Below are 14,948 nucleotides of genomic sequence, written 5' to 3' on the forward strand. Positions count from 1 at the left end.
GCGCGTTGCCGAGGGCATATCCTGCGCTGACACATAATCGAGGAGAGGCGTTTTGACCGCCAATTTCACCGGGCCGATCGAGGACCGGATCGCAATCCGCGAATTGCTGGAAACCTATGCCGATGCGGTCAATCGCGTCGATCAGGATCTGTGGGCGTCGCTCTGGGTCGAGGACAGCCATTGGGATCTGTCCCATTATCCAGAGCTAGGCATCGTGTCGGGCAAGGACGCGATCGTTGCCCTGTGGGCGGGCGCTATGCCGCATTATCCGCAACTCAGTTTTCTGGTGAATCCCGGCATGATCCGCGTCGATGGCGATACTGCGGAGGCGCGGGCCTATTTCTCCGAAGTCTATGCCGAGCCGGAGACGGGCAAGGATAAGCGGGCGCGGGCTTGCTATAATGACAAGCTGGTAAAGCGCGACGGGCAATGGTTCTTCCAGAGCCGGTCCTTCACCATCATCCACCAGACCTGAAAACAGGCGCTAGTCCCGCCCACTCGCTCTCCATGAGGGGGTAGGAATTGACCCGGCCGCTTGAGAGCGACCGGGTCTTTTTTGGCTTAGGCCTGAAGTCCCTGACTTTGAAATGACCGTTCGTGCTGAGTAGCGACTGAGCTTGTCGAAGGCGCGTATCGAAGCATCTGCGCCTAGCCCAATCCTTCGATACGCCATTTCGACTTCGCTCAATGGCTACTCAGGACGAACGGACCGATAGCATCGCAGCCGATCATTGCGCGGTCATGCCGCCGTCGATGACGAGTTCGGAGCCGGTCATGAAACTGGCGGCCGGCGCGGCGAGATAGACGATGCCGTCGGCGATTTCCTGCGGCGTGCCCATCCGGCCCAGCGCATGGCCCGCTGATACGGTGGCGCGCGCGGTTTCTTCGTCGGGGAAGGCGCCGGTTTCGACATAGCGCGCGTAGATGGTGTCCATCATGTTGGTGTCGATGCCGCCGGGATGAACGCTGTTCACGCGGATCGGCTGCTTGAGCGCGGCATATTCGAGCGCGGCGCATTTGGTGAACAGCCGCACCGCGCCCTTGGATGCGCAATAGGCGGACATAAAGGGCGCGCCCGCCAATCCCCCGACCGACGACAGGTTGATGATCGACGATCCGCCGCGCCGATCCGCTCCGCTTTTGGCCAACAGGTCGGCCATAGCGCGAGTGCCGAGAAAAATGCCTTCGACATTGATCTGCATGCAGCGGCGGAAGGTGGCGAGGCTGGTGTCGGCGATCGCGTCGGTGACGGAAATGCCCGCATTATTCACCAATATGTCGAGCCGCCCATAGGTGGCATCGACATAGGCCGCCAGCGCAGCCCAGCCATCCTCGTCCGTGACGTCGAGCGGGCGATAGTCGGTCGCCCCCGCGACCGTGGCTGTCTGCGCCATGTCAGTGGCGATCACGCGCGCGCCTGCACCGGCGAGCGCTTGGACAGTGGCGCTGCCGATACCGCCGCTGGCACCCGTCACCAGCGCAACCTTGCCGGTCAAATCGAAATTGCTCATAAACTATCCTTCTGGTTTAGCGCGCGGTCCAGCCGCCATCGACCACGACTTCGCTGCCGGTCATATAGCTGGCGTCGTCACTGGCGAGGAAGGCAACGACCTTGCCGATTTCGATCGGTTGGGCGAGGCGTTTGACCGGCGTGGTTTCGGCCATCTGCGCGATCAACTCCTGCGCGGTCACCGTGCCGTCGCGTTCGGCCCAGCGCTCCATGCCCTTGCGCAAAAGCGGCGTGTCGACAAAGCCGGGATGGACGGAGTTGACGCGGATCGGCACGCCCGCATCGGCAAATTCCAGCGCATTGGATTTGGTGAACAGCCGCACCGCGCCCTTGGACGCATTATAGGCCGATACCTCACCCATGCCGACCAGGCCCATGATCGAGCTGATATTGACGATGCTGGAGCCATAGGGCGTTGTCGCGCCGGTCCGGGCGAGCATCGGCTGGAACGTCTTGGTGCCAAGGAACACCGTATCCATGTTGAGCGTCATCAGCCGCCGCCACGACGCCAGTTCGATATCCTGCACCTTGCCGGTCAGGTCCGCGCCGACATTGTTGACGAGGATGTCGAGTCGGCCATGGTCGGCCTCGATGGCGTCGCGCGCGGCCTGCCATGCCGCCTCCTCGGTCGCGTCGAGGCGGAGGTAGCGGGCGTTCGGCATCGCCGCGAGAATGTCGATGACGGGCTGGCTGTCGGGCGCGTCCAGATCGGTGGTGATGGTGGTCGCGCCATCGGCTGCCAGGCATTGCGCGATGGCATGGCCGATCCCCCTAAGCGCGCCCGATACCAGCGCCACGCGTCCGTCCAATCGTCCTGCCACAGCCATTCCCTTCCCGTTCCGCCCTCACATGGGCGCGTCTTTTGCACCCCTGCTTGTCCGCCCTGCGCGTCTTTGCTTCACCTGCCGTTTTTTGCAGGTTCGCTCCTGGAACGATACGCGCATTGAGGGCCGACGGGCAGGCGCGCCGCTACGGCGTGCCACATCCCGATGCGATTTCGAGAATATAATCAGGTGAGGGTTTAATAATGACCAGGATTTTCGCGCAACGATCAGCCTATGCGATGGCGACCAGCGCCATGGCGCTGTCGATGGGCCTTGCCCAGCCGCTGTTCGCGCAGGATGTCGCCCCGCAGGCAGCGCAGGCAGCGCAGGAAGGCGGCCTGACCGACATCGTCGTCACCGCGCGCAAGCGCGAGGAAAGCGTGCAGGATGTGCCGGTCGCCGTCACGGCCATTTCCGCTGAACTGATCCAGCGCCAGGATCTGACCTCGATCGAAAAGATCGCGGCGCGCACGCCCAACCTCAATGTCGGACGCGCCTCCAACGGGTCGGGCGCGCAGTTGACGCTGCGCGGGATCGGTTCGTCCTCCACCTCCATCGGCATCGAACAGTCGGTCGCGGTAGTGGTTGACGGGGTCTATTATGGCCAGGGCCGGATCATCAACGAAGGCTTTTTCGACCTTGGTGGGGTGGAAATCCTCAAAGGGCCGCAGGCCTTGTTCTTCGGTAAAAATGCGACCGCAGGCGTCATCTCGCTGACCACCGCCGATCCGACATCGACGCCGGAGTTCAAGGCGCGCGCCGGTTACGAGTTCAAGGCGCAGCAGGTGCAGGCCGAATTCGTCGGGTCCGGGCCGTTGACCGACACGCTGGGCGTGCGCGTCGCGGTGCGCGCGTCGAAAATGTATGGCGGCTATTATCGTAACGTCTCGACGCCGATCGACTATCCCACCTTCGACATCGCGACGGGCGCGACCGGCTTTGCGGTCGCCAACCCCGCGCCGGAAGAACAGCCCGGCGAGAAGGAGCTGCTGGGCCGCGTCACGCTGAAATGGGAGCCGACCGACCGGCTGACCGCGACGCTCAAGGCGTCGGGTTCCTATAACAAGACCAACAACAATAGCTGGAACTATGTCGCCTATAATTGCCCCAGCGGCGAGAGCCAGCTCAACGGCTATGCCTGCGCGCGCGATTTCGTGACGCATCAGAACAAGCTGCCGGCCGAATTTGCGGCGCAGATTCCCTATGCCAAATCGGACGGCAGCCTCTATAATCGCTACAAGAGCTGGGCGGTCACCGCGAACATCAATTATGAACTGGACGATGTCACGCTGACGTCGGTGACCAACTATAATTGGAACAACAACCGCTGGGCCTGCGCCTGCGATTTCCAGTCGAGCACGGCGTCCAACTGGGCGACGGAAAATTCGACCTTCGATGCGTTTTCAACCGAGTTCCGGGCGCTGACCAGCTTCGACGGGCCGGTCAACCTGATGGTCGGCGGGCTTTATCAGAAGACCAAGCGGACGTTCGATCAATATATCGTGCTGGGCGGCCTGACCAACAGCGCCGCCGCGCCGGAGGATGAGTATCTCGCCACGCGCAAGACCAGCTTCACCGATGGCGAGACGGTCGCTTTGTTCGGCCAGGCGACGTGGAAGATCGTGCCGACGCTCGAACTGGCGGTGGGTGCGCGCTACACCCATGAGACCAAGGACAGCTATTTCACCCAGCCCTATAATAATGCCGGTGTGGCGGCGATCTTCCGCGACCAGAATGACCCCGATGGCCTGGGCGTCATCACCGCCGATCAGACGTTCAACAACTGGTCGCCCGAAGCGTCGCTGACGTGGAAGCCGGTCAACGGCGTGCTGGTCTATGGCGCCTACAAGACCGCCTATAAGTCGGGCGGCTTTTCCAACGGCGGCATCAATTCCAAACTGTCGGCCGACCCGGTCGCCGATCTGACCTTCGATCCCGAACGGGCGCGCGGTTTCGAGGGCGGGGTCAAGACGACGCTGGCCGACAATCAACTGCGCCTGAACCTGAGCGTCTACAGCTATGCCTATAAGGATTTGCAGGTCGATTTCTTCAACTCGCCCATCTTCGCCTTCCAGACCTTGACCGCCGACGCGCGGACCAAGGGTGTCGAGGTCGATTTCGAATATGCGCCACGCGCCGTAGCAGGCCTCAACATCCATGGGTCGATCAACTATAACCGCGCCCGCTATACCAGCTTCCCGCAGGCCCCCTGCTATGCCGGGCAGAGCGTGGGCGAAGGGTGCAACATCGTGCTGCCGGGCGGCGGCGTCCGCCAGGATCTGAGCGGTCAGGCCTTGTCGGTCGCGCCGGAATGGACCGGGACGATCGGCGCTTCCTATGATACGCCAATGGGCAATGGGCTGATGCTCGGCCTGAATGCCGACGTGCGTTACAGCGGTTCCTACTTGCCGTCCGGGTTCGGCAACCCGGACTCGCGCCAGAGCAAATATGCGACGCTGGACGCGGGCATTCGCGTCGGAGCAGAGGATGACCGCTGGCAGGTGGCGCTGATCGGCAAGAACCTGACCAACCGCTTCTATGTGACCGGCGTGGTCGATGGTCCCTCGACCGGCGGCGCGTCGGGCGGGGCAGTCCCGGCCCATGCCGACCAGCTGGGCTTTGGCACATTGCCGCGCACGGTGATGGTGCAACTCAGCACCAGGTTCTGATAGGTTGCGCCCCCGACCGATAGTCGGGGGCGGCCTTGTTTTGGGAGAGAGAGATGGACCCGCAACGCTATGCCGCCGTCAAGGCGATGGTCGAACAGATTTATGCGCTTACCGGCTCTGGCCAATGGGACGCAGTCGAAGCGATGATGACCGATGATTTCCGCATCGTCGAGGCCGACAGTCTGCCCTTTGGCGGGGAATATCTGGGCAAGGCGGCGTTGCGCGAACTCTATACCAAGGTGTTCAGCTTCTGGGACGATGCGGCGCTTGAAACCGGCGATATCACCATATCTAACGATCATGCGATCGTGATGGTGACGATCAAGGCGACATCGCGGCATAATGGCGAACGCATGACCCTGCCGCTGTGCGAAGTTTTCCACCTGCGCGGCGATAAATTTTGCGGCATCACCCCCTATTATTTCGACACGGCACTGATCGCGCGGGCGTCCGGCACGCTGATGGCTGATTGAAGGACAAGGAAACGACATGGCTGATCTAACGGGCAAGGTGGCGCTGGTCACGGGCGGCACGTCGGGCATCGGACGCGCGACGGTGCAGCGGCTGGCGCGCGATGGCGCGCAGCTGGTGTTCACCGGATCGAAGGAGGATGCCGCCGCGACCTTGAGCGCGGAGACGGGCGCGCGCTTCGTCAAGGCGCGGGTGCAGGAAGAGGCCGACTGGGCGCGGGTCGCGGACCTGATCGCCACCGAGTTCGGCCGACTGGATATCGTCTTCGCCAATGCCGGAACCGAAAGCCATGACGGCAGTGTCGAATCCATCTCGATGGACGGGTGGAACGGCATCATCGGGGTCAACCAGACCGGGGTGATGCTGACCGCGCGCACCGCGCTTGGCCTGATGCGCGCCAATCCGGGCGGGCCATGCGGGTCGATCATCATCAACTCGTCCATGTCGGCGCATAAGGTGATGGGCAATTATATGGCCTATTCGGTGACGAAGGCCGCCGTGCTGGCGATGGCCAAGTCGATCGCGATCCATTGCGCCACGGAAAAGCTGCCGATCCGCTGCAACGCCATTTTGCCCGGCGTGGTGGAGACGGAGATGATCAGCGCGATCATCGCCAAGTCGCCATCGCCCGACGCCGCGCGCGCCGCTTATGAAGGGATGTCGCCGTTGGGCCGGATGGGCCGGGTCGAGGAAATCGCCGCGCTGGTGGCGTTTCTGGGGTCGGACGAGGCGGCGTTCATCTCCGGCGGCGAATATGCGATCGACGGAGCATCCACCGCGGGCATGACCGGGGTTTAGGGTCAGGCGGTGTCCGCCGCCTGTGCCCGGATCGTGTCGATCAGCCAGCGAAGACCGGGGTCATTGCTGCGCGTGACATGATATTGCGCCATTTCAACGAGCGGTGGGATCGGCACTGGCGGCGGGACGATTTTGATGGCGAAATTGCGCTGCATCAGATGCGCCAGCCGCCCTTGCATCAGTGTCAGCCAGTCGGTTTCCTGCAACAGCCAGGGCAGCATGGCGAAATTGGGCGCGGTCATCGCCACGCGGCGCTGGATGCCGATCCGGTCGAGATAGGCATCGCCGAAACTCGGCAACCGTTCCTCGCCGATCGCGACCATCACATGCTCATAGGCCTGCATCGTCTCCAGCGTGATCCCCTCGACCAGCGCGGGATGGTCGGCCCGGCCCACCAGCCAGTAGCGATCCTCCAGCAGGAAGTCGGACGGTAGTTCGGGCGTGAGATATGCTTCCAGCGTGATCAGCAGGTCGATATTGCCATTGTCGAGCAATTCGATCCGCCTTTGGCTGGGCAGGAGCAGTTCGACCCGCACACCCGGCGCGGCCGAAGCGAGGCGGGTGATCATCGGGAAGAGAACGGCGGTGGCGATATAGTCCGACGTCATGACGCGAAAGGTGCGGCTGGATGTCGCCGGATCGAAATGACGGGAGGTCGCCACCACGCTTTCCATCGTCGCGAGCGCGGCCTGCACCTGCGGGATCAGCGTTTCGGCAAAGGGCGTGGGATACATGCGCTTGTTATGCGCGATCAGCAGGTCGTCGCCGAAATAGGCGCGCAGCCGCGAAAGCGCGTTGCTCATCGCAGGTTGGCTGAGATTTACCCGCTGCGCCGCGCGCGACACGCTGCGGTCGACCATCAGCGCATCGAACGCCACCAGCAGATTGAGGTCCAGACCCTTGAAACGCACACGCCTCTCCATTCACGACATGAATTGAATTGCATCAAAACAATCCTTTTATCAATCGTGCAGAACCGCCCTATATGCTTGCGACGAGGTCGTCTGTGGACGAACCGACCCATCATTATCGGAGCAGGATCGCTATGAGCCGCGTCACTGAAATTCGCTTTGTCGGCTATGCCGTCACTAATCTGGAAGCCGAACAGAGCTTCTACCGCGACGTCTGGGGGCTGAAGGATGTCGGCATGCAGGATGGCATGCTGCACTTCGCCGCAGAGGGGAATGACGAACATCATGTCGTCCGCCTGCGTGCCGCCGAGGACAAGCGCGTCGATGTCATTGCCCTGGCGGCCGACAGCCGCGCCGATGTCGATGCTCTGCATCAGAAGGTGACGGAGGCCGGATGCCAGATCATCTTCGAGCCGCGTGACCTTAATACGCTGGGCGGCGGCTATGGCTTCCGCTTCTTCTCGCCCGATGGCCTGCCGTTTGAGATTTCGAGCGATGTCGCGCGCGGCACCGCGCGCGAAATGCACCGCTGGGACGGCGTGCCGCAGAAGATCAGCCACATCGTTCTGCACTCGCCCGATCACAAGGCGATGGTGCAATTCTTCGTCGATGTGCTGGGCATGCGGGTCAGCGATTGGCTCGGCGATTTCATGTGCTTCCTGCGTTGCAACAGCGCGCATCACCGGATTGCCATCTTGCCGGGACCGGCCTGCCTCAACCATGTCGCCTATGACATGCTGACGGTGGACGACATGATGCGCGGCATCAGCCGCCTGCGCAAAAAGGGCACCGATATCCTGTGGGGTCCGGGGCGTCACACCGCCGGGAACAACACGTTCAGCTACTTCACGACGCCCAACGGCTTTGCGGTCGAATATACGTCGGAACTGGAAGAGGTCGATTTCGAGCATCATGTCGATCAGGTCCATGTGCCTGGACCGACCGTGATGGACCAGTGGGGCGTTGGCGTCGGCGGACCGCAGACCATGCCCCATCCAGAGGCCGACAAGGGCCTGTTTCAGCCAGTAGAGGTATAAGCCATGGCTTTGTTTGAATATTTCCCCAACTATATCTGGAACCTGTCGGTTTCCATCGCGCTCGAAAGCGGCGGCAAGATTGGCGAAATCGTCGATATGTGCCAGCCGATCCGCGACGCGGCGGCCTCCGGCGCGGATGCGGGCACGCCCCAGTTCATGGCCCAGTGGGTCGCGATGGCCGAGCGGCTGATCGGCCTCGCCGATGAAGACATCGCCGCCGGGCGCGCTTTCTCCGCCTCCGACAAGATGGAGCGCGCGGCGCTTTATCTGTTCGTGGCCGAACGGATGCAGGGCCATGGCGCTCCGGGCCGCGAAGCAACCTATGCCAAGGCGCGCGACATTTTCGATCGCTCGACGGTACTGGGCAAGATCAATCGCGAGCGGGTGGAAATTCCGTTGGCGCAGGGCACGATGCCCGCGCTCTATACCCGTGCGGCGGGACCAGGGCCGCATCCGGTCGTCGTCTATTGCAATGGCCTCGATAGCTGCAAGGAACTGCTCTACTGGTCCAATCTGCCCGAAGCGCTGGCACGGCGCGGCATTTCGACGCTGAGCGTCGATCAGCCGGGCAGCGGCGAAGCGCTGCGCTTGCAGAATCTGCCGGTCGATCCGCATAGCGAAAATTGGGCGAGCAAGGCGGTCGACTGGCTGGAAATCCAGGCCGACGCCGATCCCAAGCGCATCGGCATGACCGGCATTTCGCTGGGCGGCCATTTCGCGCCGCGCGCCGTCGCCTATGAACCGCGCTTTGCCAGCGGCGCCTGCTGGGGTGCCAATCATAATTGGGCCGAGGTGCAGCAGAAGCGGCTGAACCGCGAAGGCGAAAATCCCGTCCCCCATTATTGGGCGCATGTCATGTGGGCCTTCGGTGCCGACACCATGGAAGACTTCCTGGAAAAGGCGAAGGACATGAACCTGAATGGCGGCCATATGGATGGCGTCAAGGTGCCCTTCCTGGTCACCCATGGCGCGAAGGACCGGCAAATCAGCGTCGATTATGCGCAGGATTGCTATGACCAGCTCGTCAATTCGCCACGCCGCGAACTCAAGCTGTTCACCGAGCGGGAAGGCGGGGTCGAGCATGTCGGCGCCGACAATATGAGCTTTGGCTGCGACTATATCGCCGACTGGTTCGCCGACACGCTGAACGGCCACGCGGGCTAAGCGACAGATCGTCTCAATAGGGTGAATGCGACGGCGGGCCATGATCCCGCCGTCGCCGATTTTTGCAGGGGAGTTAACAATGCGTCTGGCAACATTGAAGCGCGGCGGCCGTGACGGCACGCTGGTAGCGGTCAGCGACGATGGCGCGCGGGTCGCGCCGGTCACAGGCTATGCCACGCTACAGGCGGCGCTGGACGATTGGGACGCGGCGCAGGATGCGCTGACCGCAACCGTCAAGGCGGCAGCGTCGGGCGAAGCCGTTGCACCCGACGATTTCGCCGCGCCCCTGCCGCGCGCCTGGCAATGGCTGGACGGATCGGCCTTTACCAATCACGCCAAATTGATGGAAACGGCGTTCAACATGCCGCCGATCGAAACCGACCTGCCGCTCATGTATCAGGGGATGAGCCACCAGTTCATCGCGCCGACCGACGATGTGCCCTTCCCCAGCGAAGCAGACGGCATCGATTTCGAAGGCGAGTTCGGCGTTATCACCGATGACGTGCCGATGGGGTGCTGCGCCGCCGATGCGCTCGGCCATGTCCGGTTCGTTGTCCTGATCAACGACTGGTCGCTGCGCGCCATCGCGCCGGTCGAGATGAAGACCGGCTTTGGCTGGATACAGGCCAAGCCCGCCTGCAGCGTCGCGCCGTTCGCAGTGACGCCCGATGCCCTGGGAGATGCCTGGCGCGATGGCCGCGTCTGCTTGCCGCTGACGGTCGAGGTGGACGGGGAATGGTTCGGTCATCCCAATGGCGCGGCGATGGCCTATGGCTTTCACGAACTGATCGCCCACGCCGCCCGTTCGAGATCGCTGCCGGCCGGCACGATCATCGGCTCCGGCACCGTCTCCAATGCGGAGCATGAAACGGTCGGCTCCACCTGCCTGTCCGAACGCCGCGCGATCGAAATCATCGCCCATGGCGCCCCCAAAACCGCCTTCCTCCCCTTCGGCAGCCGCGTCGCGATGCGCGCGGGCGAGGGGGCGTCGCCGTTCGGCGTGATCGATCAGCGGGTGGTGAAGGGGTAATCAGCTGCCGTCGGAGATCAGTGTACCGCCATCGACCACGATCGTCTGGCCGGTGGTGAAACCGCCTGCGTCGCTGGCCAAATAGAGCGCGGTGGCGGCGATTTCTTCGGGGGAGCCTGCGCGGCGGAGCGGAGTGAGGCCGAGGCGGCGTTCGGCGCGGTCGGGGCTGGAGAGGATCGCGCCCGCCCATTCGGTTGCGATGAGGCCCGGTGCGATGGCGTTGGCGCGGACGCCCGACGGCCCCCATTCGACCGCCAGATTGCGGGCGAGTTGCGCCAGCGCCGCTTTGGTCATGCCATAATGGCCGAGCATGGCGTTGCCGCGCAGGCCCGCAATGCTGGACAGCAGGACGATGCTGCCGCGTCCGCGCGCGGCCATGCGTGGCGCGATGAGGCCGGTGAGGCGGAGCGGGTGGAGCAGGTTGACGGCGTAGAGCGTGTCGCGGTCGGACTCCGCCATGGCGTGCATCGGCGCTGGCGTTCCGGCGATGCCCGCGTTGCACACCAAGATATCGATGCCGCCGGTTTGGGCTTCGGCCTGGTCCGCCAGGCGGGTGAGCGCTGCGGCGTCGCTGACATCGGTGGGCAGGGACAGGCCGCCCAGAGTCGCCGCGAGCGCGTCGCAGGCCGGGGCGTCGATATCGGCCAGCACCAGCCTGGCCCCTGCGCCCGCGAACAGGCGGGCGATGGCGAGGCCGATGCCGCGCGTCGGGCCGGTGATGAGCGCTGTCTTGCCTTCCAGTCGGAAGGCTGCGAGCGGGTCAGAGGTCTGCAAGCACGGTCTCCACCAATTGGGTCAAGCTGCCGTCATGGCGAAAGCCGAGATCGTCGGCGCGGCGGGTCGTCAGCGGCGGATAGCTGCCAAAGGTGCGGCGGGTGGTGGCGTCCTCTTCGAAGGTCAATTGCTGTACGTCGCCGAAGCGGGCGAGCATATCGACCAGATCGTCGATCCTGACCTGCAAGGCGGGGAGGGTGACGGCTTGTTGCGCGGTCGCATCGCTCAAGGCGGCGGTGACCAGATTCGCGGCGCAGGCGCGGGCGGACAGAAGCCAGCTGGTCGCATCGGGGGCGACGGGGATGGCATAGGGGGTGCCCGCCTTTGCCGCGTGAAAGATGTCGCTGAGGAAGGCCGAGCCGAAGCCGCCAGCGGCTGCCGGGCGGGCGACGATGCCGGGCAGGCGCAGGACCATGCCTTGGATCGCGCCGCGCCGAACGGCATCGGCGAAGGCGATTTCGACCATATATTTGTGCGCGCCATAGACGCTGGCCGGGGCTGGTGGGGTGGCGTCATCGACGGGGGTTGGCAGCGGGCCGCCGAACACCGCGATCGACCCGGCGAGGATCAGGCGGCGGCCCGCCATCGCTTCCATGAGGGCAAGGGACACATCCAGATTGATCGCCCGCGATGCTTGCGGATCGCGTTCCGCTGCGCCGCCGGGGAGGGCGGCGAGATGCAGCAATATGTCGGTTTCGGGGCCGCATAGCGCGCGGACGATCGCCGGGTCGGTCAGGTCGCCCACGAGCGTCGGATAGGCGGACGGGCCGGTGAAGGCCCGATCCGCCAGCAGCAGATCCACATCGGGGCGGCGCTGGCGCAGTTGGCGGAGGACCGCCTGGCCGACGAACCCGGCCGCCCCGGTGATGGCGATCCGCATTACCGCTGCAGATCTGGCTCGAACGTGCCGTCGATCAGGATGAAGGCGATACGGCAATTGCTGTCCGAGCGGTTGGACCAGCCATGGTTGGTGCCGCGCTGAATGACGATGTCGCCGGCGCGGACGGTGGTTTCGCCTTCGTCCATGATCAAGACCAGTTCGCCTTCCAGCACGATGCCATAATCGATGGTTTCGGTGCGGTGCATAAGCGCGTGGCGGGTGGTCTCGCCGCTATGGGCGGAGGCGTCGCTGGCGCCGACTTCGGCGAAATGAGCGCGGGCCTCTTCGGGCGACATGGTGCGGATGGTGTCGCCTTCGGGCGGGATATCCAGCACGCGGATGCGGGTGCCGTTCTTGGGCGGGGCGAGCTTGATGCCGTCTTCGGCCGGTTCGCCCGATGCGGCGTCGATCGGTGCAGGGGTTGCCTGCGTATTCCAGATTTCATAGAACATTGGTCCTGCCGGGCCGCCGACCTGTTGGACGCGCGGCGCGGCGCCATCTTCCTGGATGATGGCCAGGCCTTGGGCATTATGGCCGGTCACGACGCGGCGGACGGGGTTTGTCATCATCTTGCTCCTTGAAGATTTGGCTGCGCTTGTCCGTAGCGCAGCAGGGCGATGCCTGCACCGATCGCCGCGGCTGCGCTGAAGAAGAGGAAGGTGCCTGCCATCCCGCCGAGCAGGCTGGACAAGGCGGTTGCCACGATCGGCGCGATGAACTGGGCCAGGAAGAAGGCGCCGGTCCAAACGCCGGTGCCGCGACCGCGCGTGGCGGGCGGCAGTCGGCGCAATACCCAGGCCAGCATGGTCGGCAGCATCAGCCCATTACCGATGCAGATGACGACGGCGGACGCGACCGTCAGGGCGAAATCCGTGGAGAGGGCGACGCCGACATAGCCGAGCGCCACCAGCGGCAAGCCCCAGGCGAGCAGGTGCGGCGCGGGCCGCGCCTTGACCCGGCCGAATAGCAGCGAGCCGAGCATGACGCCGACATTGGCGGCGGCCCCAGCGACGCCGATCAGCGCGGGCGACGTTACGCCGGTCGCCTCGATCACCGGGCCGAGTTGCACGACGATCGTGTAGAAGAGCAGGCCGATGCCGAAGGTGATCGCAACAAGGCCACCGATACTCCGCAGCACCGATGGGTCGGGCAGTCCAGACCGTGCCTTGGTTACCTTATGTGGTTCGAACAGGATGAGGGCAGCGGCGGCGGCCACCGGCAGCGCCAGCAGATACATCCAGAACGGACCGCGCGAGCCGAAGAGTTCGCCCAGCGCGCCGCCCATGGCGATCAGGGCGATCGCGCTGACGCTGGCGGTTGCGATCTGGATCGACACCCAGCGTTCGCGCAGTTCGCCCTCAAAATAATCGCCGACCATGGCGGTCGCGACGGTCATGATCACTGCTTCGGCCAGCCCCAGCGCAATGCGCACGGCGAAGATGGCGTGGAGGCTTTCGAGCAGGAGCGGGAGCAGGCCAAAGCCCGCATAGCCCAGCAGCGCGCCGATCAGCAGCCGCTTGCGCCCCAGTCGGTCGGACAGCCAGCCCGCAAGTGGCGAGAATAGCGCCACGCAAAGGGCGGGCACGGTCAGCGCCATCGGCACCAGCACCGCTGCGCCCGGCACGTCGGCAAATTCGCGCAGAAGCAAGGGCAGGACGGGGACCAGCGCGATGATCGCCATGGTCGGCATCACCGCCGCCAGCATGAGGATCACGCCATGGCGGGTTGTCGCGTGTCGCATCGGCCTTGCTCCTGCTTCGAGGTCAGATCGGCTGTGCGACGACGTCGAACATTTCCTGCGTCGCCTTGGCATTGTCGACCGGCGGGCCTTTGCCGATCTGGCCCATGCAGATGGCGATGCTGGAACGGACGATATAGGCGCAGCGCTCCAGGCGACGATCATGATAGGCGCTCAAGGCCGCTTCGATATCGTCATGGGTGGCGAGTTCTTCGGCCAGCACCAGGCTGTCTTCGATCGCCATGCCTGCGCCTTGGCCGAGATGCGGCGTGGTGGCGTGGACGGCATCGCCCAGCAGCGCGATCCGGCCCTTGTGCCAGGGCCCGTCGATCATCATCGCTTCGAGCGGGCGATAGACGACGCCTGCATCATCGACGATCTGTTCGGCCAGTTGCTGAATGAAGGGCGCGCAGCCGGTCATCTTCGAGCGCATCAGTGCCGCCTGCCCCTCGCGCGGGTAGCGCGGGTTGCCGGGTTCAGGGGTGGTCACATAGATATACATGAGGTCGTTGGAGATCGGCACCAGTCCGACGCCGGTGGGACCGTTATAGACGTGCAGCGCGTCGAGGTCGGCCGGGCGGGACAGATTGTAGCGCCAGACTGCCTGACCGGTAAATTCGGGGCGCGGGGCGTCGGGGAAGAGCATGGCGCGGGTCTGCGAATAGACGCCATCGGCGCCGATCACCAGGTCATAGCGTTCCGACGAGCCGTTCGAGAAGCGGACGTCGACCCCTTCTCCATCGTCGTTCCATTCGGTCGCGGTGACGCCCAGCAGCACATGCGCGCCGCTGGCGATGGTGCGGTCGCCCAGCATCTTGTGCAGGGCAGGACGGCCGATGCCCATATTGGCGGGATAGCCATCGACCAGCCGGGGGGTGGGGACGCGCGCGACGCGGACGCCAGTGGGGGTGTAGATTTCGACCGCGTCGAAGCCGACGCCTGCGGAGACATATTCGTCGATCAGGCCAAGTTGCGACATGGCGCGGATGACGTTCGATTGCTGGATGATGCCGACGCCATAGACCGACCAGTTGGGATCACGTTCGATCACCGTGACAGCGAAGCCGCGCGCGCGCAGGGCAATGGCGGCGGTCAGGCCACCGATGCCGCCACCGATGACGAGGATATTACAGGCTTGCATG

15 protein-coding genes are annotated in these 14,948 nt (G+C 64.2%); 7 read left to right on the top strand and 8 right to left on the bottom strand.

Annotation, left to right across the window (positions count from 1 at the left end; genetic code table 11):
- The first annotated feature begins 52 nt into the window (after window positions 1-52).
- Complete coding sequence (locus tag ACZ2HM_RS01165) at window positions 53-475, top strand: nuclear transport factor 2 family protein (RefSeq protein ID WP_037476050.1); 423 nt, start codon at window positions 53-55, stop codon at window positions 473-475.
- A gap of 253 nt (window positions 476-728) precedes the next feature.
- Here ACZ2HM_RS01165 and ACZ2HM_RS01170 read toward each other — a convergent pair whose 3' ends face one another.
- Both ACZ2HM_RS01170 and ACZ2HM_RS01175 read right to left on the bottom strand, forming a co-directional pair.
- The gene (locus ACZ2HM_RS01170) at window positions 729-1,511 is read right to left on the bottom strand and encodes an SDR family NAD(P)-dependent oxidoreductase (RefSeq protein WP_470425990.1); all 783 of its coding nucleotides are present in this window, start codon (window positions 1,509-1,511) and stop codon (window positions 729-731) included.
- 16 nt (window positions 1,512-1,527) lie between these two features.
- Window positions 1,528-2,337 (bottom strand): SDR family NAD(P)-dependent oxidoreductase, encoded by an 810-nt coding sequence (locus ACZ2HM_RS01175; RefSeq protein ID WP_470425991.1) that lies wholly within the window; start codon window positions 2,335-2,337, stop codon window positions 1,528-1,530.
- Between the two features lie 200 nt (window positions 2,338-2,537).
- On the opposite strand from ACZ2HM_RS01175, the gene ACZ2HM_RS01180 reads away from it, so the two are divergent.
- From ACZ2HM_RS01180 to ACZ2HM_RS01190, 3 genes are read left to right on the top strand one after another with little or no spacing between them, the layout of a single operon-like run.
- The gene (locus ACZ2HM_RS01180) at window positions 2,538-5,003 is read left to right on the top strand and encodes a TonB-dependent receptor (protein WP_470425992.1); all 2,466 of its coding nucleotides are present in this window, start codon (window positions 2,538-2,540) and stop codon (window positions 5,001-5,003) included.
- Window positions 5,004-5,056: 53 nt separating this feature from the next.
- On the top strand, window positions 5,057-5,476 hold the full coding sequence (locus ACZ2HM_RS01185) for a nuclear transport factor 2 family protein (RefSeq protein WP_470425993.1): 420 nt from the start codon (window positions 5,057-5,059) through the stop codon (window positions 5,474-5,476).
- A 16-nt stretch (window positions 5,477-5,492) separates the two neighbouring features.
- On the top strand, window positions 5,493-6,272 hold the full coding sequence (locus ACZ2HM_RS01190; protein ID WP_037475339.1) for an SDR family NAD(P)-dependent oxidoreductase: 780 nt from the start codon (window positions 5,493-5,495) through the stop codon (window positions 6,270-6,272).
- Window positions 6,273-6,274: 2 nt separating this feature from the next.
- On the opposite strand, the gene ACZ2HM_RS01195 is transcribed toward ACZ2HM_RS01190, so the two are convergent.
- Window positions 6,275-7,183, bottom strand: coding sequence for a LysR family transcriptional regulator (locus ACZ2HM_RS01195; RefSeq protein WP_037478306.1), 909 nt, complete (start codon window positions 7,181-7,183; stop codon window positions 6,275-6,277).
- Between the two features lie 134 nt (window positions 7,184-7,317).
- On the opposite strand from ACZ2HM_RS01195, the gene ACZ2HM_RS01200 reads away from it, so the two are divergent.
- The 3 genes from ACZ2HM_RS01200 to ACZ2HM_RS01210 all read left to right on the top strand — a co-directional run bounded on the left by ACZ2HM_RS01200 (window position 7,318) and on the right by ACZ2HM_RS01210 (window position 10,414).
- Window positions 7,318-8,220, top strand: a complete 903-nt coding sequence (locus tag ACZ2HM_RS01200) for a VOC family protein (protein ID WP_037475337.1) — start codon at window positions 7,318-7,320, stop codon at window positions 8,218-8,220.
- A gap of 3 nt (window positions 8,221-8,223) precedes the next feature.
- Window positions 8,224-9,384: an alpha/beta hydrolase family protein gene (locus ACZ2HM_RS01205; RefSeq protein WP_037475335.1), complete on the top strand. Its 1,161-nt coding sequence runs from the start codon at window positions 8,224-8,226 to the stop codon at window positions 9,382-9,384.
- A gap of 79 nt (window positions 9,385-9,463) precedes the next feature.
- On the top strand, window positions 9,464-10,414 hold the full coding sequence (locus ACZ2HM_RS01210) for a fumarylacetoacetate hydrolase family protein (RefSeq protein WP_470425994.1): 951 nt from the start codon (window positions 9,464-9,466) through the stop codon (window positions 10,412-10,414).
- On the opposite strand, the gene ACZ2HM_RS01215 is transcribed toward ACZ2HM_RS01210, so the two are convergent.
- From ACZ2HM_RS01215 to ACZ2HM_RS01235, 5 genes are read right to left on the bottom strand one after another with little or no spacing between them, the layout of a single operon-like run.
- Window positions 10,415-11,188 carry an SDR family NAD(P)-dependent oxidoreductase gene (locus ACZ2HM_RS01215; RefSeq protein ID WP_470425995.1) on the bottom strand — a complete coding sequence of 258 codons (774 nt, stop codon included), beginning with the start codon at window positions 11,186-11,188 and terminating at the stop codon, window positions 10,415-10,417.
- Window positions 11,175-12,068, bottom strand: coding sequence for an NAD-dependent epimerase/dehydratase family protein (locus ACZ2HM_RS01220; protein WP_470425996.1), 894 nt, complete (start codon window positions 12,066-12,068; stop codon window positions 11,175-11,177). Before ACZ2HM_RS01220 ends, ACZ2HM_RS01215 begins: the two co-directional genes overlap by 14 nt.
- Entirely contained in the window at window positions 12,068-12,634 is a 567-nt protein-coding gene (locus ACZ2HM_RS01225; protein WP_470425997.1) for a cupin domain-containing protein, read from the bottom strand. Before ACZ2HM_RS01225 ends, ACZ2HM_RS01220 begins: the two co-directional genes overlap by 1 nt.
- A complete protein-coding gene (locus ACZ2HM_RS01230) occupies window positions 12,634-13,809 on the bottom strand; it encodes an MFS transporter (RefSeq protein WP_470425998.1) in 1,176 nt (391 codons plus the stop codon). The genes ACZ2HM_RS01225 and ACZ2HM_RS01230 overlap by 1 nt, the downstream gene beginning before the upstream one ends.
- 22 nt (window positions 13,810-13,831) lie before the next feature.
- Window positions 13,832-14,947: an FAD-dependent oxidoreductase gene (locus tag ACZ2HM_RS01235; RefSeq protein ID WP_470425999.1), complete on the bottom strand. Its 1,116-nt coding sequence runs from the start codon at window positions 14,945-14,947 to the stop codon at window positions 13,832-13,834.
- Window position 14,948 lies beyond the last annotated feature (1 nt).

Source organism: Sphingobium sp. KKT206 (assembly GCF_055640555.1).

Excerpts from the sequence above, each read along its gene's own strand:
- ACZ2HM_RS01170 (WP_470425990.1), bottom strand. The coding sequence starts at position 1,511 with ATGAGCAATTTCGATTTGACCGGCAAGGTTGCGCTGGTGACGGGTGCC.
- ACZ2HM_RS01175 (WP_470425991.1), bottom strand. The coding sequence starts at position 2,337 with ATGGCTGTGGCAGGACGATTGGACGGACGCGTGGCGCTGGTATCGGGC.
- ACZ2HM_RS01180 (WP_470425992.1), top strand. The coding sequence starts at position 2,538 with ATGACCAGGATTTTCGCGCAACGATCAGCCTATGCGATGGCGACCAGC.
- ACZ2HM_RS01185 (WP_470425993.1), top strand. The coding sequence starts at position 5,057 with ATGGACCCGCAACGCTATGCCGCCGTCAAGGCGATGGTCGAACAGATT.
- ACZ2HM_RS01190 (WP_037475339.1), top strand. The coding sequence starts at position 5,493 with ATGGCTGATCTAACGGGCAAGGTGGCGCTGGTCACGGGCGGCACGTCG.
- ACZ2HM_RS01200 (WP_037475337.1), top strand. The coding sequence starts at position 7,318 with ATGAGCCGCGTCACTGAAATTCGCTTTGTCGGCTATGCCGTCACTAAT.
- ACZ2HM_RS01205 (WP_037475335.1), top strand. The coding sequence starts at position 8,224 with ATGGCTTTGTTTGAATATTTCCCCAACTATATCTGGAACCTGTCGGTT.
- ACZ2HM_RS01210 (WP_470425994.1), top strand. The coding sequence starts at position 9,464 with ATGCGTCTGGCAACATTGAAGCGCGGCGGCCGTGACGGCACGCTGGTA.
- ACZ2HM_RS01220 (WP_470425996.1), bottom strand. The coding sequence starts at position 12,068 with ATGCGGATCGCCATCACCGGGGCGGCCGGGTTCGTCGGCCAGGCGGTC.
- ACZ2HM_RS01225 (WP_470425997.1), bottom strand. The coding sequence starts at position 12,634 with ATGACAAACCCCGTCCGCCGCGTCGTGACCGGCCATAATGCCCAAGGC.
- ACZ2HM_RS01230 (WP_470425998.1), bottom strand. The coding sequence starts at position 13,809 with ATGCGACACGCGACAACCCGCCATGGCGTGATCCTCATGCTGGCGGCG.
- ACZ2HM_RS01235 (WP_470425999.1), bottom strand. The coding sequence starts at position 14,947 with ATGCAAGCCTGTAATATCCTCGTCATCGGTGGCGGCATCGGTGGCCTG.